27 protein-coding genes are annotated in these 24,680 nt (G+C 69.8%); 8 read left to right on the top strand and 19 right to left on the bottom strand.

What is annotated here, in order from left to right:
- The first annotated feature begins 342 nt into the window (after positions 1-342).
- The 7 genes from BMX16_RS06385 (at position 343) to BMX16_RS06415 (ending at position 8,195) form a co-directional block, all read left to right on the top strand.
- The gene (locus tag BMX16_RS06385) at positions 343-1,332 is read left to right on the top strand and encodes a glycosyltransferase family 2 protein (RefSeq protein ID WP_089900448.1); all 990 of its coding nucleotides are present in this window, start codon (positions 343-345) and stop codon (positions 1,330-1,332) included.
- Position 1,333: 1 nt separating this feature from the next.
- Positions 1,334-1,786 carry a GtrA family protein gene (locus tag BMX16_RS06390; RefSeq protein ID WP_177174586.1) on the top strand — a complete coding sequence of 151 codons (453 nt, stop codon included), beginning with the start codon at positions 1,334-1,336 and terminating at the stop codon, positions 1,784-1,786.
- Positions 1,783-2,976, top strand: a complete 1,194-nt coding sequence (locus tag BMX16_RS06395) for a glycosyltransferase family 87 protein (protein ID WP_089900451.1) — start codon at positions 1,783-1,785, stop codon at positions 2,974-2,976. Before BMX16_RS06390 ends, BMX16_RS06395 begins: the two co-directional genes overlap by 4 nt.
- A 267-nt stretch (positions 2,977-3,243) precedes the next feature.
- Complete coding sequence (locus BMX16_RS06400) at positions 3,244-4,515, top strand: imelysin family protein (RefSeq protein ID WP_089900454.1); 1,272 nt, start codon at positions 3,244-3,246, stop codon at positions 4,513-4,515.
- Between the two features lie 78 nt (positions 4,516-4,593).
- Entirely contained in the window at positions 4,594-6,138 is a 1,545-nt protein-coding gene (locus BMX16_RS06405; RefSeq protein ID WP_425434010.1) for a di-heme oxidoreductase family protein, read from the top strand.
- Positions 6,135-7,112: an imelysin family protein gene (locus BMX16_RS06410; RefSeq protein WP_089900458.1), complete on the top strand. Its 978-nt coding sequence runs from the start codon at positions 6,135-6,137 to the stop codon at positions 7,110-7,112. Before BMX16_RS06405 ends, BMX16_RS06410 begins: the two co-directional genes overlap by 4 nt.
- Before the next feature lie 3 nt (positions 7,113-7,115).
- Entirely contained in the window at positions 7,116-8,195 is a 1,080-nt protein-coding gene (locus BMX16_RS06415; protein ID WP_089900463.1) for a DUF1513 domain-containing protein, read from the top strand.
- Between the two features lie 3 nt (positions 8,196-8,198).
- Here BMX16_RS06415 and BMX16_RS06420 read toward each other — a convergent pair whose 3' ends face one another.
- The 16 genes from BMX16_RS06420 to cbiE all read right to left on the bottom strand — a co-directional run bounded on the left by BMX16_RS06420 (position 8,199) and on the right by cbiE (position 21,796).
- Positions 8,199-8,672: a DUF427 domain-containing protein gene (locus tag BMX16_RS06420; protein WP_089900465.1), complete on the bottom strand. Its 474-nt coding sequence runs from the start codon at positions 8,670-8,672 to the stop codon at positions 8,199-8,201.
- The gene (gene ubiG, locus BMX16_RS06425) at positions 8,669-9,376 is read right to left on the bottom strand and encodes a bifunctional 2-polyprenyl-6-hydroxyphenol methylase/3-demethylubiquinol 3-O-methyltransferase UbiG (RefSeq protein ID WP_089900468.1); all 708 of its coding nucleotides are present in this window, start codon (positions 9,374-9,376) and stop codon (positions 8,669-8,671) included. Before ubiG ends, BMX16_RS06420 begins: the two co-directional genes overlap by 4 nt.
- Positions 9,366-10,190: a methyltransferase family protein gene (locus BMX16_RS06430; protein ID WP_089900471.1), complete on the bottom strand. Its 825-nt coding sequence runs from the start codon at positions 10,188-10,190 to the stop codon at positions 9,366-9,368. Before BMX16_RS06430 ends, ubiG begins: the two co-directional genes overlap by 11 nt.
- The gene (locus BMX16_RS06435) at positions 10,187-11,110 is read right to left on the bottom strand and encodes an NAD(P)/FAD-dependent oxidoreductase (RefSeq protein ID WP_089900475.1); all 924 of its coding nucleotides are present in this window, start codon (positions 11,108-11,110) and stop codon (positions 10,187-10,189) included. Before BMX16_RS06435 ends, BMX16_RS06430 begins: the two co-directional genes overlap by 4 nt.
- Positions 11,107-12,324 (bottom strand): FAD-binding domain-containing protein, encoded by a 1,218-nt coding sequence (locus tag BMX16_RS06440; protein ID WP_089900478.1) that lies wholly within the window; start codon positions 12,322-12,324, stop codon positions 11,107-11,109. The genes BMX16_RS06435 and BMX16_RS06440 overlap by 4 nt, the downstream gene beginning before the upstream one ends.
- A gap of 92 nt (positions 12,325-12,416) precedes the next feature.
- A complete protein-coding gene (locus BMX16_RS06445) occupies positions 12,417-13,214 on the bottom strand; it encodes a hypothetical protein (RefSeq protein ID WP_089900481.1) in 798 nt (265 codons plus the stop codon).
- A gap of 136 nt (positions 13,215-13,350) precedes the next feature.
- A complete protein-coding gene (locus tag BMX16_RS06450; RefSeq protein WP_089900484.1) occupies positions 13,351-13,635 on the bottom strand; it encodes a hypothetical protein in 285 nt (94 codons plus the stop codon).
- Positions 13,625-14,680 carry a hypothetical protein gene (locus tag BMX16_RS06455; protein WP_245731387.1) on the bottom strand — a complete coding sequence of 352 codons (1,056 nt, stop codon included), beginning with the start codon at positions 14,678-14,680 and terminating at the stop codon, positions 13,625-13,627. The genes BMX16_RS06450 and BMX16_RS06455 overlap by 11 nt, the downstream gene beginning before the upstream one ends.
- On the bottom strand, positions 14,677-15,081 hold the full coding sequence (locus tag BMX16_RS06460; protein WP_089900487.1) for a hypothetical protein: 405 nt from the start codon (positions 15,079-15,081) through the stop codon (positions 14,677-14,679). Before BMX16_RS06460 ends, BMX16_RS06455 begins: the two co-directional genes overlap by 4 nt.
- On the bottom strand, positions 15,078-16,574 hold the full coding sequence (locus BMX16_RS06465) for an FAD-binding oxidoreductase (RefSeq protein WP_089900490.1): 1,497 nt from the start codon (positions 16,572-16,574) through the stop codon (positions 15,078-15,080). The genes BMX16_RS06460 and BMX16_RS06465 overlap by 4 nt, the downstream gene beginning before the upstream one ends.
- Before the next feature lie 104 nt (positions 16,575-16,678).
- On the bottom strand, positions 16,679-17,413 hold the full coding sequence (gene cobF, locus BMX16_RS06470) for a precorrin-6A synthase (deacetylating) (RefSeq protein ID WP_177174587.1): 735 nt from the start codon (positions 17,411-17,413) through the stop codon (positions 16,679-16,681).
- Positions 17,413-18,135 carry a uroporphyrinogen-III C-methyltransferase gene (gene cobA, locus BMX16_RS06475; RefSeq protein ID WP_089900496.1) on the bottom strand — a complete coding sequence of 241 codons (723 nt, stop codon included), beginning with the start codon at positions 18,133-18,135 and terminating at the stop codon, positions 17,413-17,415. Before cobA ends, cobF begins: the two co-directional genes overlap by 1 nt.
- On the bottom strand, positions 18,132-19,457 hold the full coding sequence (locus BMX16_RS06480; RefSeq protein WP_089900500.1) for a cobyrinic acid a,c-diamide synthase CobB: 1,326 nt from the start codon (positions 19,455-19,457) through the stop codon (positions 18,132-18,134). The genes cobA and BMX16_RS06480 overlap by 4 nt, the downstream gene beginning before the upstream one ends.
- The gene (gene cobM / locus BMX16_RS06485; protein ID WP_089900503.1) at positions 19,450-20,244 is read right to left on the bottom strand and encodes a precorrin-4 C(11)-methyltransferase; all 795 of its coding nucleotides are present in this window, start codon (positions 20,242-20,244) and stop codon (positions 19,450-19,452) included. Before cobM ends, BMX16_RS06480 begins: the two co-directional genes overlap by 8 nt.
- Entirely contained in the window at positions 20,241-20,606 is a 366-nt protein-coding gene (locus tag BMX16_RS06490) for a cobalamin biosynthesis protein (protein WP_089900506.1), read from the bottom strand. Before BMX16_RS06490 ends, cobM begins: the two co-directional genes overlap by 4 nt.
- Complete coding sequence (cbiE, locus tag BMX16_RS06495) at positions 20,603-21,796, bottom strand: precorrin-6y C5,15-methyltransferase (decarboxylating) subunit CbiE (RefSeq protein ID WP_177174588.1); 1,194 nt, start codon at positions 21,794-21,796, stop codon at positions 20,603-20,605. Before cbiE ends, BMX16_RS06490 begins: the two co-directional genes overlap by 4 nt.
- Between cbiE and BMX16_RS06500 the strand changes: the two genes are divergently transcribed.
- A complete protein-coding gene (locus BMX16_RS06500) occupies positions 21,795-22,550 on the top strand; it encodes a cobalt-precorrin-6A reductase (protein ID WP_089900718.1) in 756 nt (251 codons plus the stop codon). The two genes, cbiE and BMX16_RS06500, sit on opposite strands and share 2 nt — an antisense overlap.
- Here the strand turns inward: BMX16_RS06500 and cobJ are convergent.
- The 3 genes from cobJ to BMX16_RS06515 are packed head-to-tail and all read right to left on the bottom strand — an operon-like array spanning position 22,523 to position 24,680.
- Entirely contained in the window at positions 22,523-23,275 is a 753-nt protein-coding gene (cobJ, locus tag BMX16_RS06505) for a precorrin-3B C(17)-methyltransferase (RefSeq protein WP_089900721.1), read from the bottom strand. The genes BMX16_RS06500 and cobJ overlap by 28 nt on opposite strands.
- Positions 23,276-23,313: 38 nt before the next feature.
- Positions 23,314-24,054, bottom strand: coding sequence for a precorrin-2 C(20)-methyltransferase (gene cobI, locus BMX16_RS06510; RefSeq protein ID WP_089900511.1), 741 nt, complete (start codon positions 24,052-24,054; stop codon positions 23,314-23,316).
- Complete coding sequence (locus BMX16_RS06515) at positions 24,051-24,680, bottom strand: precorrin-8X methylmutase (RefSeq protein ID WP_089900514.1); 630 nt, start codon at positions 24,678-24,680, stop codon at positions 24,051-24,053. The genes cobI and BMX16_RS06515 overlap by 4 nt, the downstream gene beginning before the upstream one ends.

Raw genomic sequence — 24,680 nt, forward strand, 5'->3', positions numbered from 1 at the left:
CCTTTCCTGCGTTTCGATCATCGTCGTCGGTCTGCGTGCATGCCGCGCGCCGCGTGGCGCCCGCACCAGGGATCTGCCACGCGATGCGGCGCCTTGGCCATCGTTTTTGCGACCCTGCGGATCTCGCGGGCCTTGCAATCCGGTCAACAGAACCCTGCGGCGAGGAGATGTTGCGCAACGGTAAATCCGGACGCAAGACCCGTCTCCGCGACAATTCCCGCATCTTTCGCCGAAGCGGCAAGGTTCGGTCACCTTATCGACATTTTTCTCCCTCATCGGATGAGTCCAGCGCAAGGCCGCCGCGGGTCGTCGCGGGCTGCTGACACAACGGGGGATGGCAGGATGAGCATCGTCACATTCGACCTCGCGGCAGACGCCACACCCGTCGCCCCGGCGCTGGTGCTGACGCTGATCGTGCCCGTCTTCAACGAACAGGCGGCGATCGGGGCGTTCCTGACCGCGATGGCACCCATCCTGTCGCAACTGACACCCCTGATCCGGTCCGAAATCCTGTTCGTCAACGACGGCAGCACCGATGGCACCGAGTTCGCGATCAGGTCCTACATGACCCGCGACCCGTCCATCCGCCTCGTCAACCTGTCGCGCAACTTCGGCAAGGAAGCGGCGTTGTGCGCCGGGCTGGAACATGCGTCCGGCGATGCTGTGATTCCGATCGACGTCGATCTGCAGGATCCGCCCGACGTGATTCCGGCCATGATCGCCAAATGGCAACAGGGGGCGCGGATCGTGAATGCCCGGCGCATCGACCGATCCAGCGACACATGGGCCAAACGGACATCGGCCGCGGCGTTCTATAGGGTGTTCAACGCGCTGTCCGACCATCCGATGCCGTCCAACGTCGGCGACTTCCGTCTGCTCGACCGTCAGGTCGTCGATGTGCTGCGGTCCATGGGCGAGCGGACCCGCCTGAACAAGGCCCTGTTCGCCTGGGTGGGTTTCCAGACCGACGAAGTGACGTTCGAGCGCAGCGCGCGGTGCAGCGGCAAATCCTCGATGAACGTGTGGCGGCTGTGGGGCATGGCGCTGGACGGGATCATCGGCTCCACGACCAAACCCCTGCGGATCTGGACCTATGTCGGCACGGTGCTTGGCCTGCTGTCGCTGCTTTACGCGACCTACATCTTCGTCAGTACGCTGCTGCTGGGCGTCGATGTGCCGGGTTACGCGTCGCTGGTCCTGCTGGTGCTGACATTCGGCGGGCTCAACCTGTTCGCGGTCGGAATCCTCGGGGAATACATCGGGCGCATCCTGACGGAGGTGCGCGAGCGTCCGATGTTCGTCGTCCGCTCCGTCCATGGCGCGGATGACTAGAATGCAGGCCGGGGATGACGGATCGGGGTCGCCTGTGCGGGTCTGGCTGGGTCAGGCCCGACGTTTTGCCGGTGTCGGGGCGATCGCGACGCTGGTCCATGTCGGCGTCGCCCTGCTGGCGACCCATCTGCTGGCCCTTCTGCCGTTGCTGGCCAATCTGGCGGGTTTCATCGCGGCGGTCGCCGTGTCGTACGCGGGCCATGCGCGCTACACCTTTCGCGTGGGACAGCCGGATCGCCGCCACCTGCGCCGGTTCATGGCCCTGTCGCTCGTCAGTCTCGCGGTCAGCAGTCTGGTCACCGCGCTGTGGACCCGCAACGGCGGCCAGATGTGGCAGGGCATGGCCCTCGTCGCCGCGACCGTGCCGGCCGTCTCGTTCCTCGTGTCGCGCCTGTGGATCTTTACGCCTGCGCCGTCCGCCCGCAGCCCCATCGTGCGAGGTCACGCATCATGATCCAGTTGAAGCCACGCACACGCGCCCTGCTGGCCTGCATCCCACTGATCCTGATCGCCTATGTCGCGGTCGAGTTCGCACACCCAGTCCTGCTGGACAAGCGGCACCTGCTGGATTTCGATATCTTCTACCTCGTCAGCACGATGATCGCAGAGGGCAACCTGCATGCGGCCTACGCGCTCGAGACGTTCCTGCCACGACAAGCGGCGCAGCCGGGTTTTACCGGCCATCCGATGTTCTGGAGCTACCCACCCTTCTTCAACCTCGTCGTGGCACCGCTGGCGCTGCTGCCCGCCGCCCTGTCCTATGCGCTGTTCATGACTGCGACCCTCGGCCTTTACGTCTGGGTGATCCGCAGGCTGGCGGGACCCGCGTTCCAGACCGTCATCGTCCTGTTCCTGCCGTTGATCCTGCTGATCCTGCGGTCGGGGCAGAACAGTTTCCTGACCGGATCGCTGATCGGACTGACCTGCATCCTCGCTTTGCGCCACTCCCGATGGGCGGGCGTGCCGCTGGGGCTGATGGCGATCAAGCCGCATCTGGCCCTTGGCGTCGGCCTGTGGTCGCTGCTGGACCGGCGCTGGGGGCTGGCCTTGCAGTCCTTCGCGGTGATCGGCGTCTTTGGCGCGGTGGCGACACTGGTCTTCGGTCCGGGGGTCTGGTCGGCTTCTCTGGGCGGAATTGCTGAAACCACCGACGCCTTTCGTGACGGGAGTTTCCCGCTGTTCCGCATGACGTCGCTCTATGCATTTGCGACGTCTTTTGGTGCGGGGCGCGATGCGGCGCTGGCCTTGCATGTGACGGGAATTGCAGCGGCTGTGGCTGGCCTCGCCGTGCTGAGCCGCGCCGGGTTGCCGCCCGGTGTCCTCATGGGGGCGGGCGTGGTCGTGTCGGCGTTGATCAGCCCCTATAACTATGACTACGACCTAGCTATGCTGGGCGTGGCCGCCTGTCTGCTAGCCGGCACGGTGCAGCGCCATGCCAGCTGCACGGAACGTCTTGCGCTGGCCGCTGTGGTCTTGATCCTTGGCAGCTACGGCACGGCCTTGACGGCTGTCGCTGATCTTGTCCTGAAAATGGATGTGATGCGCCCGGTTTCCCTGCTTGGACCCGTCATTTTTGTTGGGGCCACCATTATTTTCCGAGTCGTGTGGCGCAGCAGGCCGCACACGCAGACGCTACCCGTCTGAAGGCACTGCACGCCCCCGCCTTGCAGGACCGCATCAGTCGCTCCGTTCCTCTGGCGCGTCACTCCGGCGCGACCGTTCATCCGACGTTCAACCCGGCGACCCGCACAGCCCGGCCGCGCATTGCCACGCCCGATTGACAATCCCGACTGTTTCAGTAAACAGTTTCGCATGTCGTGTATCCAGCGGGTCCCACCGCCCGATCCCGACCCGAAATCCGGGGTCTCAATCTAGACACAGCACCCCGCCACTGACAGGAACAGCACCCCGATGAATACGGTCCTTCCCGCCGTCGGCGCCATGGCGCTTACCTTGACGCTCGCCGCGCCCGCCAGCGCCCAGGTCACGCCCGATCAGATCGTGGCGACCTACGCCGACATCGCGGCGGCCAAGTATGCGGACAGCCTGACCACCGCGCAGACGTTGCAGGCCGCGGTCGCGGCCCTGACCGCCGATCCGTCGCAGGAAACGCTGGTCGCCGCCCGTACCGCGTGGCTTGCCGCCCGCGTGCCGTATCAACAGACAGAGGTCTACCGCTTCGGCAACCCCATCGTCGACGACTGGGAAGGGCGCGTGAACGCCTGGCCGCTGGACGAAGGCCTGATCGACTATGTCGATGCCAGCTACGGCGGGCCGACCGACGCCAACCAGTTTGCCGCGCTGAACGTCATCGCCAGCCCGCAGATCACGCTGGCGGGGCAGGTCGTGGATGCCAGCACCATCACCCCCGCGCTGATCGCCGACACCCTGAACGAAGCGGACGGGATCGAGACGAACGTCGCCCGCGGCTATCATGCGATCGAGTTCCTGCTGTGGGGGCAGGACCTCAACGGCACCGGCCCCGGTGCGGGCGAACGGCCCTTTACCGACTACGTCGCGGGCGACGCCTGCACCGGCGGCAACTGCGACCGCCGCGCCGCTTACCTGACCGCCGCCACCACCCTGCTGGTCACGGACCTGGAGGAGATGGCGACGGCCTGGGCCACCGATGGCGCGGCGCGCACCGCCGTCACGGCCAACCCGGACGCGGGCCTGATCGCCATGCTGACCGGCATGGGCAGCCTGTCTTACGGCGAACAGGCGGGCGAACGGATGCGCCTAGGCCTCATGCTGAACGATCCGGAGGAGGAGCACGACTGCTTCTCGGACAACACCCACAACAGCCACTACTACGACGGTCTGGGCGTGCAGAACGCCTATCTCGGGCGCTATGTCCGCACCGACGGCAGCGTGATCGAAGGGGCTTCGCTGTCCGATCTGGTGGCGGCAGCCGATCCCGCGCTGGATGCAGAGATGACGGGCAAGCTGGACACCACCATGACGGCCCTCGGCGCCATTGTGACGGCGGCAGAGGGCGGGTTCGCCTATGACATGATGCTGGAACAAGGCAACGCAGAGGGCGAGGCGCTGGTCATGGCCGGTGTCGATGGCCTGATCGACCAGACCCGCACAATCGAGCGGATCACCACGACCCTTGGCCTCGACCAGATCGCGTTCGAGGGGTCCGACAGCCTCGACGATCCGACCGCCGTGTTCCAGTAACAGCCGCAGCCTTATAACCTCAGGCCGCCGCGCAAACCCGCGCGGCGGCCGTTCCCCTTGCAGGACGCCCCGGCGACCGTGACCCTTTCACAAAATCCCCTACGGTGGTCGCTGGCCCTTGCGCTGGCGACGACCCCTCTCTCGGCGCAGGACCTGCCGCCTCTGGGCGATCCGCACCTGTCCATCGTGGCCCGCACAGATGACGAGGCGGCGCGCATCCGCGCGGTGACCGCCGCGCCTACCGATTTCACCGTCCCGCAGGCGTTCGAGGGGTTGTCGGCCGGTGCTGCCACCGTGCGCGCCCGGACTACGGCGGACGCCTTCTCCGACCCCTCCGCCAACATCGACTTCGCCCGTGAACTCGACTTCAAGGTCGGCAACGGGCTCTTCCGCAAGCTGTGGGTGTCGGCGCCATCCTCCACCCTCGCCTCAGACGGCCTCGGCCCGCTCTATAACGCGCGCGCCTGCCAAAGCTGCCATATCAAGGACGGGCGCGGCCATCCGCCAAGCGGCCCCGGCGAGACGGCGGTGTCCATGTTCCTGCGCATCTCGATCCCCGCCGACCCCGCGACCGACGTCATGACCGCGCAGATCGCCGATTGGATCGCGACGGCCCCCGATCCAACCTATGGCTGGCAACTGCAGGACTTCGCCGCCGCCGGTCAGCCCGCCGAATACGCGCTGCATGTGACGTATGAGGAGGTGCCTGTCGCCCTGTCGGATGGCGAGACCGCCAGTCTGCGCCGCCCCACCTATGCCGCCGCCGACCTCGGCTATGGTCCGCTGCACCCCGGCGCGATGCTCTCGCCGCGTGTCGCCCCCCAGATGATCGGTCTGGGCTTGCTGGAGGCGATCCCAGCCGCCGACATCCTTGCCCTCGCGGACCTGGACGATGCGGACGGCGACGGCATCTCCGGGCGGCCCAACGTGGTCTGGTCCGTCGAATACGACGAACCCATGCTGGGCCGCTTCGGCCTCAAGGCGGGGGAGCCGACGATCCGCCAGCAATCCGCAGCTGCATTTGCCGGCGATATCGGCATCTCGACGCCGCTGTTTCCCGCCCACACCGGCGACTGCACAGCGGCACAACCGGGCTGCCTCGCCGCCCCCGATGGCGGCGACGCCGGACAGGACGGGTTCGAGGTGGACGCCGAGGGCCTTGACCTCGTGACGCTCTACAGTCGCAACCTCGGCGTGCCTGCGCGGCGCGGCGCGGGGGACGCGCAGGTGCTGCGCGGCAAGGCGGTGTTCCACGACACAGGCTGCGCTGCCTGCCACCAGCCCGCCTTCGTCACCCACCGCCTGACCGACCAGCCGGAGCAGAGCTTTCAACTGATCTGGCCGCACACCGACATGCTGCTGCACGACATGGGGCCGGGATTGGCCGACAACCGGTCAGAGGGTCGCGCCACAGGCACCGAATGGCGCACGGCCCCGCTGTGGGGCATCGGCCTGACCGAACAGGTCAGTGGCCACGCCACCTATCTGCACGACGGTCGCGCGCGGTCCCTGCTGGAGGCCGTTCTGTGGCATGGCGGAGAAGCGCAGGCGTCCCGCGACCGCGTCGTGGACCTGCCAAGCACCGACCGCGCCGCCCTGATCGCCTATCTGGAGTCCCTATGATCCGCACCGTCCTCGCCCTTTCGGTTCTGTCAGCCGCCCCGGTGCAGGCCGACGTGTCCCGCGCCGTGACCGACCACATCCTGCCCGGTTTCGCGCAATTCGCGACACACGCCGAGGCGCTGTCCGCCACCGCCGCCGCCGACTGCACCCCTGCCGCCGTGCAACCCGCCTATCAGGCGGCGTTCGATGCATGGCTGGGCGTCGCCAACCTGCACATCGGCCCGTCCGAGACCGGGGCGCTGTCCATCGCCTACTGGCCCGACGACCGCGCCTTCACCCCCCGCGCGTTGACCGCGCTGATCGCCGACCCCGCGTCCCGCGATCCCGCCACCTTCGCCGAGGTGTCGATCGCCGCGCGCGGCCTTTTCGCCCTCGACATGCTGCTCTACGATCCTGCCTTCGCCGGATACGCGGCAGGCGACGCCACCTGCACGCTGGTGCAGGTCGTCAGCGCCGATCTGGCCGCACAGGCCACGGCGCTGGACGCCGCGTGGCGTGACGCGTTCGCCGCCGTGCTGACCTCCGCCGGTGCGCCCGGCAACGCCACCTACATGACCGGGGACGAGGCGCTTCGCGCGCTCTATACCCAACTGCTGACGGGTCTGACTTTTGACGCCGACATGCGCCTCGCGCGTCCCCTCGGCACGTTCGACCAACCCCGTCCCCGCATGGCAGAGGCGTGGCGCTCGGGCCGTCCCCTGCGCAACGTCGTGCTGTCGGTGAAGGCCGCACAGGGTCTCGCCCATGCGCTGACCGACACCGACCTGCCGCTGACCGATGCGGCTGTTGCGCGGGTCGAGGTGGCGGCGTCACGCATCGACGATCCCGCGTTCCAGACCGTGACGGACCCGCAGGCCCGTCTGCTGGTCGATGTCCTGCACCAGCGTGTCGCGGCGGTCGAGGTCGCCATCGACACGGAAATCGGCGGTGCGCTGGGCATTGCAGCAGGCTTCAACGCGCTGGACGGGGACTGATCCATGACCACACGCCGCACCTTTCTGGCCGCCCTGCTGGCCGCCGGGGCCATGCCCCGCCTTGGCTGGGCCGCCGTGGGCAACCCCGCCTATCTGGCCGCCGCACAAGAGGCTGACGGCACCTTCGCCCTCTTTGGTCTGACGGAAGGTGGCATCGAGACGTTCCGCATCTCCTTGCCCGCACGCGGCCATGCGGGGGCAGGGCACCCGGTCCGGGCCGAGGCGGTCGCCTTTGCCCGCCGTCCCGGCACCTTTGCCCGCGTGATCGACTGTGCGACGGGCAGGGTGATCCGCGACCTGACACCGCCGCCGGGGCGGCAGTTCAACGGGCACGGCGTGTATGATCCGAGTGGTGCGGTGCTCTTCACCTCCGAACAGGATGCGGCGACCAGCGACGGCGTGATCGGCGTGTGGGACGTGGCTGCGGGCTATGTCCGCCGCGCCGCGTTCCCCAGCGGCGGCATCGGCCCGCATGACCTGCGCCTGATGCCGGACGGTGCCACGCTGGTGGTCGCCAATGGCGGGATCGCCACCGATCCGACCGACCGGACCAAGCTGAACATCGCCACCATGCGCCCCAACCTGAGCTACCTTGCGCTGGACGGCACTTTGCTGGAGCGGGTCGAACTGCGCCCCGATCTGGCGCAGAACTCCATCCGGCATCTGGCGGTGCGCACCGATGGCCTTACAGGCTTTGCGATGCAGTGGGAGGGGGAGGCGGGCATCGTCACCCCGCTGCTGGGTCTGCACCGGCGCGGCACGGACCTGGTGCTGGCACTGGCCCCAGAGGCGGACGAGATCGCGATGCAGGGCTACGCGGGCAGCATCGCCTTCGACGGGGCCGGGGCAGAGGTCGCGATTTCTTCGCCGCGCGGGGGGCGTGTCCACCGCTTCGACGACACGGGCGCGTTCCTTGGCGCGGTGTCGCGCAGCGATGTCTGCGGTCTTGCGGCGCGCACGGGCGGGCTGCTCGCCAGCGACGGTCTGGGCGGTCTGGTCGCCATCGCGAACGGGACAGCACGACCTTTGGGCCATGCGGACCGGGCGTGGGACAACCACATCGTCACGCTGCCAAAGGTCTGATCCCTACCAGTGCCGCGTGCCGGCCGCCCCCTTGATCCGGCCCGTCAAGTTGGGCGTCACCCAGCCGCCATAGAAGTCGCCCGGCTGCGGCTGCACCTGCACCTCGCCGACCCACGCCGCATCGACCAGCCCGGCATAGAACGCCACATGCCCCGCGATGGGCGCAAAGCGGGCGCTGGGCGTGTCATAGGCCCACGCGGCCCGCGTCGCCGTCCGCCCGCCCGCGATCACGTCGTAATACCGCGCGGCCCCCTTCCATTCGCACCAGCTGCTGCCTGTCACCGACCGCAGGGTCGCCGTCACGTCGCCCACGGGGATGTAGTAGCTGGGGGCATGGTGCGTCTCGAGCACGCGCCACGCAGCGGTCGTGTCCACGATGATCGCGCTGCCCAGTTGCACCCGGATGCGCTGCGGCACGGGTTCCAGCGCGGGCGGGCGCGGATAGGACTGCACGTCCTCGGGCGGCAGGCCGGTCATGCCACGCCTCCCGGTTTGCGCGCGGTGCCCATGTAGAGGACCGCCGTCAGCGGCAGCGGACCGAAGGTCAGGTCGCCGCGCCGGTCGATCCCGCGCGGCCCCAGCCCGGTGACCGGGCCGGGGACCAGCCCCACGCCTTCCATCGCGCGGCGCAGCTCGCGCGGCTTGATGAACATCGCGGGATCATGCGTGCCGCGCGGCAGCAGCCGCAGAATGTCCTCGGCCAAGGTGATGGTGGCCAGCCGCGCCACGGGATTGCGGTTGATCGTGTCGAACAGGAACAGCCCGCCGGGCCGCAGCGTGCGCGTCACCTCGGCCAGCACGCGGTCCAGATCGGCCACGTGTTCCAGCACATCGACGCAGACCACCGCATCGAACTGCGCGTCACCGTAGGGCAGCGCTTCGCCCACGCCCACGTCATAGGCGATGGCGAGGTCACCCAGGGCGGCATGGTCGCGGGCGGCGCGGATCGCATCGGCGGCGGGGTCGATGCCCGTCACGCGTGCCCCGCGCTGCGCCAGCGCCTCGGCCATGAAACCGCCTGCACAGCCCAGATCCAGCACGTCCTTGCCCTGCCAGTCGATGTGTCGGTCGAACCACCGCAACCGGCCCGGCACGAGGTTCTTCAGCGTGCGGACCCAGCGGATCTCGTCAGACCACCAGCGGTCGGCGAAGCTGTCGTAGATCGTCAGGTCATTGCGCATCGGGGCGGTCCTTTTGGGTCAGGCGGGGTAGGGCATAGGGCACCTGTGCGCGGTAGGTGGCGAAACGGTCGCCATAGCGGCTGGCAAAGCGCCGCTCCTTCAGCCGGGGCGCGATCAGGCAATAGGCGGTCAGTGCGATGGCAAGGCTCAGCTGGTCCGGTGTCCAGACGGGTGGCGTCCACAGGGTCAGGGCGAAGGCTACGTAGATCGGCTGGCGGATCAGGCGGAACAGGCCCTGCGTCGGCATGTCCGGGAACACCGGCCTGATCCGCGCCAGCAGCGACATCCAGCCCAGCGCGCCCGACTGCACCTCTGCGCCCGCGTCGAAACTGGCCTTCAGCAGGACAAGCCAGCTTGCACCGTAAAGCGTCGTCATGACCCAGAACGCCGCCCCCTCGGCCCGCCACCAGACGATGCCCGACGGCGTCCACAGCACGAACAGCGCCAGCAGCTGGATCGAGGCGATGATCGCATAACTCGTCGTCGCCAGCGTGGTCCCATGCGGTCCGGGCACAAGCCGCGCCAGCAGCTTGCCCCCACGCCCCGTCAGCAGCAGCGAGTGGACGATGGGGAACTGCGCGATCAGCGCCGCATTGGCCAGCACCGCCCATGGCCACGGCACCGACCCGAGGCTTTCGGCAAGCCCATGGTACATGGCCAAGATCATCGCCAGCACACCTGCGGCGAACGCCGCGTGGCACACGATCCCAAAGGCCAGCGCCAGCACGATCCGGGGTGCCCCCCGCGGCGGACGCAGTGCTGCCGTGATCAGCGTGACCAGCCGGGCGATGCGGGGGTCCGCCAGCACGCTCATCGCTGTTGCAGGATCGCGTTGCCGATCGCGGTGCCGCTGTCCCACGCCGCCTCGATCCGCGCGCCAAGGCACCAGTCGCCGCCGACGAACAGCGTGTCGTCCTGGCTCAGGAACCGCTGCCCCAGCGCCTGCGTGGTGCGGGCATACCGCCAGCGGTGGCTGGCCGCATGGGTCACGGCGGACACATTCACCCCCAGCCGGTCGCACAGCAGCGGCAGCATCAGGGCGGTCACGCCGGCCGCATCCTCCTCCAGATGTGCCACACTGAACGCCTCCGACGCCTGCGCCACCCAGAGGGTGCCGCCGGGCCGCCCCGGCTTGCCGCTGTCCTGCGCGATCCACGCCAGATCGTCGTCGTCATCGCGCTGCACGGTAAAGGGGGCGGGTGCGTCCACCGCCGCCATCAGCGTCAGGCAGGGTGCCATGCGGACATCGCGGATCGCATCGACCAGTGGATGATCCGCGCCCAGCAGACCCGCCACCTGCGGGGCGGGCACCGTCATCACGACGCGGGCGACCTGCAGACTGTCGGCGCCCAGATCGACGTGCCAGCCGTCCCCGTCGCGCACCACGCGGCGCACCTGTGCGCCCTGACGCACGTCCAGCCCCTGTGCCAACGCCTTCGGCAGGGCCGACATGCCGGGGACGCCGACGCGGTGCGCCCGCCCGCTGCCGTCGTCCCATGTGGCAACGACGCCGTCGCGCGACAGCCGCTCCAGCACCGCACCGAATCCCGCGCCCTGGGCCGTCGCATATTGCGCGCCGTGGTCGAACTGCATCGCATCCGCCCGCCGCGTCGCCACGCGCCCGCCGATGCCCCGCCCCTTGTCCAGCACGACAGGCGCGAGCCCCGCATCCGCCAGCCTGCGCGCACAGGCGACGCCGGCCATGCCCGCCCCGATCACCACCACGGGGATCATGCGGGCTGCACCAGATCGAGGATCTGAGGAATCCGCTGCTTCACCTTGAAGAACCCCGCCGTCGCATGCGGCCAGATCGCCGCATCCCAGTCGCGCCGCCATTCGGTCAACACAATCCCGGCGCGGTCCAGATCCGGCTGCGCCGCCGCCAGCCAGTCGCGCAGCGGTCCAGTCGTCACGTAGGGCGTGGCGATCTGCGTGGCCCCTGCCGCCGTGGCCCATTTCGCCAATGCCGCCGGGTCGCCAGCGTGCAGCGGCACGGCGACCAGCCCCAGCCGCCGTGCCTGATCGGCCAGCGCCCCCGCCTCGAACGCCGTCACATGGTCGGCGATGGGCAAGGGGGACCGCAGGTGGCTGGCAATCAGTGTCGCCGTGGTGCGGATGTCGAGGGCATCGACGGTGAAATCCTCGACCCGGCAATCTTCGTCCGTCAGCAGCAGCGCTGTGGGCCGGCCCGCTTGCGGCGGCATCACGTCGCGCAGCGGCAGGACTGACGGCAGGCCGTCGGGCTCCGTCGCCTCCAGCCCTTGTGTCACCTCGGCCAGATCGTTGCGGCGCGGGGTGAAGCGGCCATTGGTGAAGGTCGCGATGTTCTGTGGATCGGCGGGATAGGGCTTGCCCCGCGTATGCAGCCCGGCGACCCAGCGCCATGACAGCGTGTTGGACGCTGCGTCGCCATCCAGCAGGTGGCGATAGAAGAAATCCGCCCCCAGCCGCCATGGCAGCCCTAGGGTAAAGATCCAGATCGAGGCGAACCACATCCGCGCGTGGTTGTGCAGATAGCCCGTCTCGACCAGTTCCGTGGCCCACGCGTCGAAGCAGTCGATCCCCGTCTGCCCGTCCATCGCCCGGTCCACGTCCCGGCGCAGCCTGCGGTCCCGGTCGAGGGCGGCAAGATCCGCCTCCAGCCCTTGGCGGTAGCTGTCCCAGACCTGCGGGCGGCGCTCCAGCCAGCCCTTGAAGTAGCCGCGCCAGATCACCTCCTGGACGAATTTTTCGGCGCCTGCGGGGCCGTGGGCGGCCAGCGCGGTGGCGACCAGATCCTGTTCGGTGACCAGTCGGCGGCGGGTGTAGGGCGACAGGGTGGACACCGCAGTATGCGCGCCGGGGCCGTGGTCGGTGTTGCGACCGTTGGCATAGCGGCGACCCATGCGGGGGGCAAAGTCTGCCATCGCGGCATCCGCGGCGCTGCGGGTGGGGGTCCAGTCGGTCATGCGGCTTCATCCTGTCGGTTGGGCGCAAAGGTGGTGTGCGGCCGTCCGGCGTCAACGCGACCAATTGGCAGGGACGGTCGCGGTGCGGTGCCCTACCTGGTCGCGGCCAGCGGGACAGGGAGCTGCTGGTCGCTGCGCTGTGGCTGGTCCTGCAACCACCGCTCCAGCCGGGCCGCGCGGTCGTCGTCGCAGCGCAGCACGCAGGTCGAATAGGTCGCCCTACCCGGTGTCGTGTAATGCCGGCAACAGCCGCCGCGAAAGGTGAACCAGTCCGAAGCAGTCGTGCCGTCGGCGCGGGTTGCGGACAAATGGCGATAGTGGACCTGCCTGTTCCACAGCGGCGCGCCCGCCGCGATCAGACCGGCACGGGCAAGGTCCATCGCCGCATCGATGCAGCCCAGGTCCCGACCAACCGCAAGGCAGCCGGTGTGCAGGGCATCCGCCAGCAGTCGCCACTGTGCCGTGGGTGGCAGCCCGGTCAGGATGCCGACCTGTGCGATCAGCGGTGCGAACGCCGCAACGTACCGTTGCCCGAGGGCCCGGGAGGTTTCGATCCGCGGCCCCGCCAACGTGACGCGGCAGGTCAGCATCGGGTAAGGTGCAGCGTCGGACGACAGCCAATGCGCCGCCACGAGGTGCAGGGTATCCGCAGCGATGCCGCCGTCGATTGCCGCACGTTCTGCGCCCAGATGCTGCGTGGCAGCGGCGCAGACCCAGTCCCAGCCCATTCGCCCGACCAGAGATGCAGCGGCGGCCTTGTCGTCCCACCCCGCGCCGGCGGCATCCTGACGGTCCAGCCACGCGCGCAGGCGGACGGGGTCGCTTGCCAATGCCGCGAAGGGGATGGGGCCGTCGATGTGGCGGTCGTCACGGGCATCGGACAGGGGCATGACAGGGGTCTTCCACAGGATCGCGATGGCCCACGACCATCTCGCCCCTATATCTGACTAATACGATCAGGATATGCAAGCGCCCTTGTGGCAGCGGCGCAGGCCACCCGCCGCCTCTCATGCGTCCGCCGGTCCTTCAGCCTGTCGGCAGACAGCCCTGCAGCCCTGCAGGCAGCACGATCCACGCCCCGGCGTCATAGAGCGCTGCCGTCAGGTCGCCGCCCTGTGCCGTCACGCTGATCCAGTGCCGCCCGATGCCCGCCACGGCCACGTCGCGCGGCAGACCCGCCAACAGATCGTGCGGCGGGAACAGCACCAGCGCGCCCGGTGCCGCATCGGACACCACCATGACCAGCGCCAGCACGCCGATCCACCCGGCCAGCAGGGCGGTGCCACCGGCAAGGCCGCCCTTAATAGTCATGGATGTGCTCCAGCGTCACATTCGTTCCGTCCATGTCCCGCAGGCGCTGTGCCAATGCCGTGACGGGCAGCAGGATCAGGTGCCGCCTGTCGCGCGAGCCCTGCCGCGTCATGCTGCTCAGGGCCCCCTCCGCCTCTTCCGCATCCGTCGTCACCGTCATCAGGATGTCGTCGTTGCCCGCGATCTCGACGAAGTCGCCCCCCTCCGCCGCCATCTGCTGCAACAGCATGGTCAGCGCGGCATAGCGTGGCGTGTCGATCTCGACCCCTTCGGGGCGGGTGCGGATCACGGTCACCTCCGGCAACCCGGACAGTGTGGTGGCGTCGAGGCCGCGGACGATCATCCGCAGGCGCAGCGCATCGGGTGGCATGACCGCCACCGCCGCCCCGATCACTTGTGCATAGGCTGCCTTGATGCCGTATTCCGCCCCCAGCGCCGCACGGCGTTCCGTGTCGCGGAACGTGTCGGTTGCAGCTGCATCCAGTGCGGCGGCGTCCGTGGCAAAGTCCCAGCGATACCACGGCACCTGCCGCAGAAACGCGGCATAGGCGGCGGCCTGCGTGGCCGACAGATCGTCCAGCGGTGCGCGGTCCGCACCACGGATCGCCACGGCGATGCGCCCCAGCGTCTCCTCGTAGGCCGCCTTCGCCAGCAGCTCGACGGTAAAGCTGACGCCGATCGTGTAGACCGTCGACTTGAACGCCCCCGGAAAGCCACCATGCGGCCCGGAGGCGCGCGACAGGTCGCAGAGCGACCCCCAGAACCCGGCGATCCCGGCCACATAGCCGTAATCGTGCGGGTCATCGGTGCGGATCACCGCGGCATAGTCGGCATAGGCGTGGACGATGTGCCATTCGGGATAGGTCAGCAGGGTCCGCCCCTCTGGCCGGTGGTGTTCGGGGGGCAGGATTGCCGCATAGGGCACCGCCGCGCCCTGCGGGCGGCAGGCCAGCTCGACATAGCCCACGGGCACCGCCACCAGCGCCGCCAACAGCCCCGCCAGCGTGGCGACCAGCGCCAGTGCGGCGGCCAGAAGCCGCCTCACCGGGGCCGCGCCCACAGGCCGATCGCCAGCGCCACACCGCCAAGACCGATATGCGGCAGGTTGGCGAGGATGCGCAGCAGGCTGAAGGACGGCCCCAGCGACGGGTTGGTGAAGATCCCGAAGTCGAGGTAGCCCCACCCCGTCAGCAGGCCAAGCGCCCCGTCGCCCAGATAGAGGGCGCCGAAGATCAGCAGGAACGACCGGCTGGCCCGCACCCCCAACCATGCCGCCACCGCAGCCCAGATCGCGGAGGCCAGATGCAGCGCGTCGTCGAACGGGTCGAGCGCGAAGATGCCAAAGGCCAGCCCGCCCGCATCCGGCACGCCGGGGATATAGTTCAGTGCCGCTGCCCCCAGCAGGATCGCGGCATAGACGGCAGCGACCTTTTGCAGACCTGTCATAGCGCCTCCAGATAGGTGTCCCACAGCGCGTTGCGCAGCAGCAGGCCGGGATCGAGCCGCCGCTTTTCGCGGACGAAGGCTGTGGCGCGGGGATAGGCCTGCGCGAATTGCTCGGGTCGCGCGTGCAGGCGGTAGGGCAGGTAATAGGTGCCGCCGATCGCCACGATGCCGTCGATCATCGCTTGCGTCATGCGGGCCATGTCGGCTTCGGCGCGTGCCGTCATTTCCTGTGAAAACGACATGACGGCGGCGATGCGCGGCACCGGGGCATAGGCCAGCCAGCTGTCCGGGTCCGTGTCCACGAACCGCAGGGTGACGTTCAGGAACTCCTGATAGCTGCCGGGGATCACCGCGCGGCATAAGGCAAGGAATTCGCCGAACCGGTCCGGCGACACGAAGTATTCGTGCAGGATATCGGTGCGCGCGGGATCGCGGTCGTCCAGTGTCGCCACGGGTTCGTTGATCAGGCTGTTCCGGGTGGCGGGACCACCGGCCACGCGCGGGGCCAGATCCGTCTCGAACCACCAGCGGACGTCCTTCATCCGCTCGCGGCCCAGTTGCGCGCGATAGATGCGGCTGGCGATGCGCGCGGCTGACCCCGATCCTGTGGCGGGCGGCAGGTCGGATTGATCCGCCGTGGCGCGGTAGGTCACCAGCAACGCCTGCGACATGAAAGCCTCGCGGTCCACGTTCAGACGACCGTACGCCATCGTCACCGCATCATCCGCGATGGCGGTGGTAAAGGCTGTGGCGAAATCGTCGGCCGGCATCTGGGCGAACGTCGGCTCCAGACGCTGGTTCGGGACGAGGTCCACATCCAGCCGCGTGACGATCCCGGTCAGGCCGTAACCGCCCATCGTCATGGCGAAGAGCTCCGCCTCCCGGTCGCGCGAGCAGGTCACGCGGTCGCCGTCGGGCAGGATCAGCTCGATCTCGCGCACGGTGCTGCCCATCGGGCCACGCCGCACCGGCCAGCCGTGGGCGTTCACGCAGAACGTGGCCCCCACGCCGAAGTCGTTGTTGGACTGCATCACCGCAGGCCCCAGCCCCAGCGGGTCGGTCACAGCGATCACGTCGCGCCAGCGGGTCCCCGCATGCACACGCATGGTCCGCGCCGCGGTATCGAGGTCGATGCCCGCATTGTCGAACGTCATCGCGTGGCCGTCGCGGGGGATCGCCTGACCACCCATCGAATGCCGCGCGGCACCGACGTTCACGCAGCGCCCCGCCATCCGTGCCTCGCGCAATTCGGCACGAATGGCGTCGGTCAGGGCCGTGCCGTGATCCTGCGTCAGGGTGATGTGGCTGTGGACCGGAGTCTCGCTCAACCCGCTGGCGTCGTTCAGGCGACCGGGGACCGGGCGCGGGGCCATGGGCTGCAGACCCGTCAACGACGGCAGCGAAGGCGACAGCGCCCGCGTCGCAAGCCCGCCCGCGACCAACCCTGCACCGAACAGCGCCGTCCGCCGTGTGAATGTGCCCGATCCTGCCACGCGCCGCCCACCTGACCATACCCGTTGACGCAAGGTCTAGTCGACGGGACCGCCCCGGTCCATCGCCATCGCGGCCTGTGTGCTGTCGGTCAGGTGCGGCGCCGTCAACCGCCCCGCCGCAACAGATAGGTGTCCATGATCCAGCCGTGCCGGGCGCGCTCCGCTGCACGGGTGGCGACGATCCTGTCGCCCACCTGCCCGAGGGGACCGGCGACCAGCACCTGTTCGGCCATCCCCAGATAGGCCCCCCACCAGATGTGCAGGCCATCGGGGTCGAGGGTGCGGAAGCCGCAGTCGCCGTCCAGCATGATGACGATCGTATCCGCCCCCACGGGCCAGCCGTGGACGCGCAGCCGCCGCCCGGTCGTCACCGTGACCGCCCCGTTCACCGTGTTGAACGGGATCGCATGGGCCGCCGTCAGGGCCTGCAGCGCGGTGATGCCCGCCACCACGCGCACCCGCGGGCGCGGCGTCAGGCGGTCCGCGATGCGCAGCGTGGAATCGTAAAGCCCCGGATCGCCCCAGACCAGCAGCGCCACCGGACCCGTCAGTTGCGCTTGCGCGATGGCATCCGCCCAGATCACGGCGATGGCGTCGTGCCAGCGGTCCACCCGGTCCGCATAGGGCAGGGCATCGTCGCGCACCGGCATGTCGAATTCCACCACTCGCGCGGTGCAGTCGCAGGCGCGCAGAATGGTGTGCCGCAGATCCGCCAGATCGTCCTTGCCCGCGCCTTTGCGGGGGATCAGCACCAGCGACGCCTCGCGCAGGGCGCGCCGCGCCTCCAGCGTCACATGCTCCGGGTTGCCGGTGCCCATCCCGATGAGCCACAGGTCCATCAGTCGCCCTCCGCCAACGGGCCATATAGGATCAGCGCGGGCTTGTGCCCCACGTCGCCCGCCAGCCGCTCGGCCAGTTCCGCCACCGTGGTGCGCAGGCTGGCCGCCTCCGGCGTGCCGACCGCCTCGGCCAGCAGGGCGGGCGTGTCGGGGGGCAGACCGCGCGCGATCAGGGCGGCGGCCAGCGCCGGAAACGTCCGCTTGCCCATGAAGACCACGGTGCAGGCCGCCGGATCGGCCAGGGCGCTGAGGTCGAGGTCGGGCGGCAACCGCCCCTCTGCGTCATGCCCCGTCACGAACTGCACCCGCCGTGCGGTCAACCGCCGCGTCAGCGGAATGCCAGCCGCAGCGGCGGCGGCAAAGGGCGAGGCGATGCCGGGAATGATCTCATAGGGAATGCCAGCCGCCCGCAAGGCGATCAACTCCTCCTCCAGCCGCCCGAACAGGCCGCCGTCGCCGGATTTCAGCCGCACGATGCGCCCGCCGCCTTGCGCGTATTCGACCAGCAGGCGACTGACGTGGTCCTGTTTGGGCGACGCCCGTCCCGCCCGCTTGCCGACGCCGACCAGATCGCAACCCGGTCCGGCATGGGACAGGATCGGCCCCGCCGACAGGTCGTCGAACAGCACCGCATCGGCGCGGCGCAGGCGGTCCACCGCCTTCAGCGTCAGCAGTTCAGGATCGCCGGGACCCGAGCCCACGAAACTGACGAAGCCGGTCATGCGCCCTCTCCTGCGATGAGGTGAAAGAACGTGCCGGTGACGTGGCCCCGTAGCGATCCCGTCTCGGGCACCGGATTGCCATCCGCGTCGGCCACCGCGGCCAGCGGTGCGTCCGGCTGATCGAGAATCGTGGAATAGTGGTATTCGTGTCCCCGCAACGCGGTCCCCGCCGCGGCCCCCGGCATCGGCGCACGCAGCACCGCCCGCCGGTAGCCCAGATGGAACCGCCGCGCCTGATACGACGTGACCAACCCCAGCAACCCCGCCATGGCATGCGACGTGCCGTCCGCGTCGATCAGCGCCGTCCCCAGCGCCATGTAGCCGCCGCACTCGCCGTGCACGGGCCGCGTCTGCGCATGGCGGCGCAGGCCCGCCAGATAGGTGCCCGCCGCCGCCAGACGGCCCGCATGCAACTCGGGATAGCCGCCGGGCAGCCACACGAGGTCTGCGGTGACATCTGGGGCCTGATCCGCCAGCGGCGAGAACGGGATGATCTCGGCCCCCGCATCGCGCCAGCCCTGCACCAGATGCGGATAGGTGAACGAGAACGCCGCATCCTGCGCCAGCGCGATGCGCTGGGCAGGCGGGCGCGGCAGGTGGGTGGCACCGACGGGCGCATGACCCCCGGCAGCGGCCCTGATCGCGGACAGGTCGACATGGTCGCGCAGGAACTGCGCATAGACCGCGATGGCGGCGTCGAGGTCCGGATGTTCGGACGCCTGCACGAGGCCGAGGTGCCGTTCCGGCAGACTTAGGTCGCCGCGCCGTGGCAACGCGCCCAGCACCCGCACCCCGGCGCGGTCCATGCCGAGCCGGATCAACCGCTCGTGGCGTGGTGACGCGACGCGGTTCAGGATCACGCCGGCGAAGGGCACCTCCGGATCGAACTGCGCGAACCCCAGCGCCACAGCCGCCGCCGATTGCGCCTGACCGCCCACGTCGATCACAAGCACCACGGGCCAGCCCATCGCGCGGGCGGTTTCCGCGCTGCTGCCGAACCCGGACTGACCGCGCGTGGCGACCCCGTCGAACAGGCCCATCGACCCTTCGCCGACGCAGATGTCGGCCCCTGCCGCCTGCGCCGCGATGGCGCCGACCAATCCCTGATCCATCGCCCATGTATCGAGGTTGAACGACGCCCGCCCGCTGGCGGCCCGGTGGAACGCCGGGTCGATGTAGTCCGGACCGGATTTAAAAGGCTGCACGACCAGACCGTCGTCGGCCAGCGCCCGCAGCAGCCCCAGCATCACCGTCGTCTTGCCGGTGCCCGATGCGGGGGCCGCAATCATCAGCCCCGGCGGCCAGCCGCGCGCGTCAGTCATCCGCAGGGGTCCATTCCGCCCACGGGCTGTCCGCCGATTGCGGACGATAACGCCGGTCGTAATCGGCGGCATAAAGCCTGCTCTCGCCGAAATCACCGTCCCCAAGGGCGCGGCCGACGAGGATTAGCGCCGTCCGCTCGATCCCCTCGGGCATCGCGTCCACCACGGTGCCCAGCGTGGCGCGGACGACGCGCTCGTCCGGCCAGCTGGCGCGCCAGACCACGGCGACGGGGCAGTCCGCACCGTAATGCGGGATCAGGTCGGCCACCGACCGCGACAGGTTCTGGATCGACAGGTGCAGCGCCAGCGTGGCCCCGATCGCGCCGAAGGCGGCCAGCGTCTCACGCTCCGGCATGGCGCTGGCCCTGCCGGGGGTGCGGGTCAGCACCACCGACTGCGCCACGCCGGGCAGGGTCAGTTCGACCCCCAACGTCGCTGCGGCGGCGGCAAAGGACGGCACACCCGGCGTCACGGTATAGGCGATGCCCATGCCGCGCAGCCGCCGCACCTGTTCGCCCATCGCGGACCAGACCGAAAGGTCGCCGGAATGCAGCCGCGCCACGTTGTGGCCCTGCGCCGTGGCGTCAGCGATTTCTGCCATGATCGCATCCAGATCCAGCGCCGCCGTGTTCACGATCCGCGCGCCCGGCGGGCAATGCGCGAGCACCGCCGCAGGCACCAGCGACCCGGCATAGAGGCAGACCGGGCAGGCCGCGATCAGGTCGCGCCCGCGCAGCGTCAGCAGGTCCGGCGCGCCGGGGCCTGCCCCGATGAAGTGAACGGTCATGTGTCTGCTCCTTTGGCCAGCGCGCAGGTCGCCATCCCATCGCCCGAGACGACGCGCGGTGCAAGCAGTCGTGCCCCCGGTCCCGCTGCGGCCAATGCGGCGGCTTCTGCCACGCTGCCGGTGTCGCGGGCGGCAAGGGACGCCTGCGATAGGGTCAGGGTGGTTTGACGCGACAGTTCATTCGCCGGGATCGCGGCTATGGGCAGGGCCAGCGCTGTGGCAAATGCCGTAAAGCTGTCGGTCGCCGCCTTGTCCTGCGCCGTGGCCAGCAGCGCAACACCTGCGCCGCCCGCCCGCGCCAGCGCGTCCGACAGACTGGCCACCGTCGCCGCCCCGCGAAAGCCGAAGCCCGCGACGATCATAGCACCACCCGCCACTGCACCACCGGATAGGCCGAGGTCCAGCCGCGTTTGGACCCCAGCGGCGTCGCCTCTGCCAGCGCGATGCGCAGCAACTCGCCGCCACGCCGCGCCGCCCATGTGGCCAGCAACGCCTCGGACTCCAGCGTGACCGCATGCGCGACCAGCCGCGTGCCGGGGGCCAGCCGCGCGGTCAGGTCCACCAGCAGCGCCACCGACAGCCCGCCGCCGACGAAGACCGCCTGCGGGGTTGGCAGGCCGTCCAGTGCGGCGGGTGCCGACCCGGTGACGACCGTCAGCCGGTCCACGCCCAGCTGGTCGGCGTTGGCGCGGATGCGGGTGGCGCGGTTAGGCCGCGGCTCTACGCTGATCGCCTGCGTGGTGGGATGCGACAGCAGCCACTCGATGGCGATGGACCCGGATCCGCCGCCGATGTCCCACAGCAATTCTGACGGGCGGGGCGCAAGGGCCGACAGCGCCAGCGCCCGCATCGGGCGTTTCGTGATCTGCCCGTCCGTGTCGAAGGTCGCATCCTCCAGCCCGCTGGCGCAGGGCATCACCATGCCGTCGCCCGCCACGGTCAACGCCACCGCGACTGGGTGTGCGAACGCGCCCTGCACGGCATCCGCCTGCACAGGTGTGACCCGTTCGCGCGGCCCGCCCATCGCCTCGCACACTGTCAGCGCACTCGCCCCGAACCCCTGCGCCGTCAGGTAATCGCCCAGCGCCGCCACCGCCGCCCCGTCGCGCAGCAGCACGATCGCCCGCAGGCCGGGGGCCAGATGCGGGCGCAGCCGCGTCAATGGGGCCGCGTGCAGGCCGAGGCAGAGGGTGAGTTCCAACGCCCAGCCCATCCGTGCGGCGATCAGAGAGAAGACACCCGGTGCAGGCAGCGCCGTCCATTCCCCCGCCGCAAAGTCGCGCGCAATGGCCGCCCCGGCCCCGTGCCAGAACGGATCACCACTGGCGAGCACGACCACACGCCGCCCGCGCAGCCCCGCCAGCACCGCCAGCCCGGCGGCGAAGGGCACCGGCCAGACGATGCGCTCGGCCCCTGTGTCCGGCACCAGCGCCAGATGCCGCGCGGCGCCCATCACGACCTCTGCCCCGTCCAGCGCATCGCGGCTTGCGGGCGGCAGGCCGTCCGGGCCATTCTCGCCCAGCCCGACAATGGTCAGCCAAGGACGCGTCATGTCACCCAACCTCCTGATCCTCGGCGGCACAACGGAAGCCTCGGCGCTGGCCGCCCTGCTGGCCGCGCGGCGATTGCAGGGCACCGTGTCCTTCGCGGGCCGGGTTGCACATCCCACGCGCCAGCCGCTGCCTGCCCGCGTCGGTGGCTTTGGCGGCGTGGCGGGGCTGGTGGATTATCTCACTGCGCGGCGCATCACCCATGTGATCGACGCGACCCACCCCTTTGCCGCGCAGATGAGCCATAACGCCTTGGCCGCCTGTGCGCAGGCCCGCGTGCCGCTGATCGCGCTGACGCGCCCCGCGTGGCAGCGGCAAGACGGCGACGACTGGCTGCATGTGCCCGACATCGCGGGTGCCGTCGCGGCGCTGGACCGGCCCGCCACCCGCGTCATGCTGGCCGTGGGGCGGATGCATCTGGCGGCCTTCGCACCCCAACCGCAGCATGACTACCTGCTGCGCCTCGTCGATCCGCCGGACTGTCCGCTGCCCCTGCCGCGCACCACGGTGATCGTGGACCGCGGCCCGTTCGCGGCGGACGCCGACCGGGCGCTGATGGAACGTCACCGCATCCGGATCGTCGTGGCCAAGAACGCGGGCGGCACCGGGGCCAGCGCCAAGATCGCCGCCGCCCGCGCCCTGCACCTGCCGGTCGTCATGATCGACCGCCCCGTACTGCCTGCGCGGCACGAGGTGCACGATCCGGCGGCGGTCCTCGACTGGCTGGCTCATGACGCGGCGCTGCGCGGCGTATAGACGATGGGTGTCCCGTCGCGCGGGATGATCCGCGTGGCCGACGACCCGATCAGCACGACGGTGCGCATGTCGGCCATCTCGGGCGTGGCCTCTGCCAGCGTGACGACGCGCAGCGATTCCTCTGGCGTGGTGACGGCGCGGGCAAAGATCAGGATGCGCCCCGGCTCGCACACCCCGCGCAGCAGGTCCAGTGCGTGCCCGAACCCATCGGGACGCGAGGCAGAGCGGGGGTTGTAGAGCGCTATGGCGAAATCCGCCTGCACCGCCAGCGTCAGGCGGCGCGCGATCACGTCCCATGGCTTGAGGTTGTCGGACAGGTTGATCGCGCAGAAATCGTGCCCCAGCGGTGCACCGATCCGCGCCGCTGCCGCCAGCATCGCAGTGACGCCCGGCAACACCCGGATGTCGATGCAGCGCCACGACAGCGGCCCCGCCTCGACCGCCTCGAACAGGGCAGAGGCCATGGCGAACACCCCCGGGTCGCCGGAACTGACGACGACGACGCGGCGTCCCGCCTGCGCCATCTCAAGCGCGTGACGCGCCCGGTCCAGCTCCACCCGGTTGTCGGTCGCGTGCAGCGTCAGACCCGGTCGCGGTGCGATGCGGCGGACGTAGGGAATGTAGCCCACGATGTCGGTCGCCTCGGCCAGCGCCGCGCTGACCTGCGGCGTCACCAGTGCCTCGTCGCCGGGGCCGAGGCCTGCGACGACCAGCCAGCCCGTCATGCGCATTCCCTCATGATCGGGCCCTCACGATTGGCCCCTCATGGTCGCCGCCCCTGACCGTGGACCATCACGATGGAAAAATAGGGCACCGTCCGGTCGCCCGCCTGCGCCAGCGGCACCACCCGCTGCGCGTCCATGCTGGCACATTCCACCAGCCACGCACGGTCCAGCTTGCCCGCCTGCGCCAATGCGTCCCGCACGCGGGGCAGGTTGCGGCCCACCTTCATCACCACCAGCGCATCGGCGGCGGTCATGTGCCGCACCATGTCGGCCTGCGGCATGGTGCCTGTCAGCACGGACAACACGTCGTCGCCCCATGTGATCGGGATGCCCGTCGCGGTCCAGGCCGCCGACATGCCGGTGATCGCTGGCACGACCTGCACCGGCACGTCGTCCTTCAGCCGGGTATAGAGGTGCATGAACGAGCCGTAGAAGAACGGATCGCCCTCGCACAGCACGACCACGTCGGCCCCACCCCGCGCCAGATCGCGCAGACAGCCCGCCACCTGCGCATAGAAGCCCGACAGACTTGCCGCATAGGCCGGATCGTCCAGCGGTATCTCGATCGTCACCGGATAATCCATCGGGATCTCGGTCACGTCCGCAGGCAGCATCCCAGTCACCGTGGTCCGCGCGCGGCCCGCGTTGCCCGCCTTGCGGAAATAGGCGACGTGGGTGGCGGCCCGCAGCAGGCGGTCGGCCCGCACGCTCATCAGCTCGGGATCGCCGGGGCCGAGGCCCACGCCATAGACGGTGCCGCATGTCCCTTGGGCACTCATTCCGCGCGGCTCGCGATGGCGTTGACGGCGGCGACGGTGATGGCGCTGCCGCCCAGCCGCCCGTCCACGATCAGACAGGGCACGGGTGCGGCCTCCCACAACGCCGCCTTGGATTCCGCCGCCCCGACAAAGCCCACGGGGCAGCCGATGATCGCGGCGGGGCGGGGGCAGGCGGGGTCTTCCAGCATCTCGAGCAGATGGAACAGCGCCGTGGGCGCGTTGCCGATGGCGACGATGGCCCCGGCCAGATGGGGTCGCCACAATTCCAGCGCCGCCGCCGACCTTGTGGTGCCCATCGCCTTCGCCATCTCGGGCACGCCCGCGTCGTTCAGGGTGCAGATCACGGCGTTGTCGCGGGGCAGGCGCTTGCGCGTGATCCCCTCGCTGACCATGCGGGCATCGCACAGCACGGGTGCGCCGTCATGCAGGGCAGCGCGGGCGATGGCGACCATGCCGGGCGACAGGCGCACATGCGCCTCCAGCCCCACGAGGCCAGCCGCATGGATCATCCGCACCACAACGCCTTCGTCGTCGGTGTCGAAGCGCGCCAGATCCGCCTCTGACCGGATGGTGCGGAAGCTTTCCTCGTAGATCGCGGCGCCGTCGGTGACGTAGGTATAGGGCAT

Source organism: Loktanella fryxellensis (assembly GCF_900110065.1).
Lineage (GTDB): Bacteria > Pseudomonadota > Alphaproteobacteria > Rhodobacterales > Rhodobacteraceae > Loktanella > Loktanella fryxellensis.

Bases quoted from the DNA above. Each gene is read 5' to 3' on its own strand.
- BMX16_RS06385 (WP_089900448.1), top strand. From the start codon at position 343: ATGAGCATCGTCACATTCGACCTCGCGGCAGACGCCACACCCGTCGCC.
- BMX16_RS06390 (WP_177174586.1), top strand. From the start codon at position 1,334: ATGCAGGCCGGGGATGACGGATCGGGGTCGCCTGTGCGGGTCTGGCTG.
- BMX16_RS06395 (WP_089900451.1), top strand. From the start codon at position 1,783: ATGATCCAGTTGAAGCCACGCACACGCGCCCTGCTGGCCTGCATCCCA.
- BMX16_RS06400 (WP_089900454.1), top strand. From the start codon at position 3,244: ATGAATACGGTCCTTCCCGCCGTCGGCGCCATGGCGCTTACCTTGACG.
- BMX16_RS06410 (WP_089900458.1), top strand. From the start codon at position 6,135: ATGATCCGCACCGTCCTCGCCCTTTCGGTTCTGTCAGCCGCCCCGGTG.
- BMX16_RS06415 (WP_089900463.1), top strand. From the start codon at position 7,116: ATGACCACACGCCGCACCTTTCTGGCCGCCCTGCTGGCCGCCGGGGCC.
- BMX16_RS06420 (WP_089900465.1), bottom strand. From the start codon at position 8,672: ATGACCGGCCTGCCGCCCGAGGACGTGCAGTCCTATCCGCGCCCGCCC.
- ubiG (WP_089900468.1), bottom strand. From the start codon at position 9,376: ATGCGCAATGACCTGACGATCTACGACAGCTTCGCCGACCGCTGGTGG.
- BMX16_RS06430 (WP_089900471.1), bottom strand. From the start codon at position 10,190: ATGAGCGTGCTGGCGGACCCCCGCATCGCCCGGCTGGTCACGCTGATC.
- BMX16_RS06435 (WP_089900475.1), bottom strand. From the start codon at position 11,110: ATGATCCCCGTGGTGGTGATCGGGGCGGGCATGGCCGGCGTCGCCTGT.
- BMX16_RS06440 (WP_089900478.1), bottom strand. From the start codon at position 12,324: ATGACCGACTGGACCCCCACCCGCAGCGCCGCGGATGCCGCGATGGCA.
- BMX16_RS06445 (WP_089900481.1), bottom strand. From the start codon at position 13,214: ATGCCCCTGTCCGATGCCCGTGACGACCGCCACATCGACGGCCCCATC.
- BMX16_RS06450 (WP_089900484.1), bottom strand. From the start codon at position 13,635: ATGACTATTAAGGGCGGCCTTGCCGGTGGCACCGCCCTGCTGGCCGGG.
- BMX16_RS06460 (WP_089900487.1), bottom strand. From the start codon at position 15,081: ATGACAGGTCTGCAAAAGGTCGCTGCCGTCTATGCCGCGATCCTGCTG.
- cobF (WP_177174587.1), bottom strand. From the start codon at position 17,413: ATGGACCTGTGGCTCATCGGGATGGGCACCGGCAACCCGGAGCATGTG.
- cobA (WP_089900496.1), bottom strand. From the start codon at position 18,135: ATGACCGGCTTCGTCAGTTTCGTGGGCTCGGGTCCCGGCGATCCTGAA.
- BMX16_RS06480 (WP_089900500.1), bottom strand. From the start codon at position 19,457: ATGACTGACGCGCGCGGCTGGCCGCCGGGGCTGATGATTGCGGCCCCC.
- cobM (WP_089900503.1), bottom strand. From the start codon at position 20,244: ATGACCGTTCACTTCATCGGGGCAGGCCCCGGCGCGCCGGACCTGCTG.
- BMX16_RS06490 (WP_089900506.1), bottom strand. From the start codon at position 20,606: ATGATCGTCGCGGGCTTCGGCTTTCGCGGGGCGGCGACGGTGGCCAGT.
- BMX16_RS06500 (WP_089900718.1), top strand. From the start codon at position 21,795: ATGTCACCCAACCTCCTGATCCTCGGCGGCACAACGGAAGCCTCGGCG.
- cbiE (WP_177174588.1), bottom strand. From the start codon at position 21,796: ATGACGCGTCCTTGGCTGACCATTGTCGGGCTGGGCGAGAATGGCCCG.
- cobJ (WP_089900721.1), bottom strand. From the start codon at position 23,275: ATGACGGGCTGGCTGGTCGTCGCAGGCCTCGGCCCCGGCGACGAGGCA.
- cobI (WP_089900511.1), bottom strand. From the start codon at position 24,054: ATGAGTGCCCAAGGGACATGCGGCACCGTCTATGGCGTGGGCCTCGGC.
- BMX16_RS06515 (WP_089900514.1), bottom strand. From the start codon at position 24,680: ATGCCCTATACCTACGTCACCGACGGCGCCGCGATCTACGAGGAAAGC.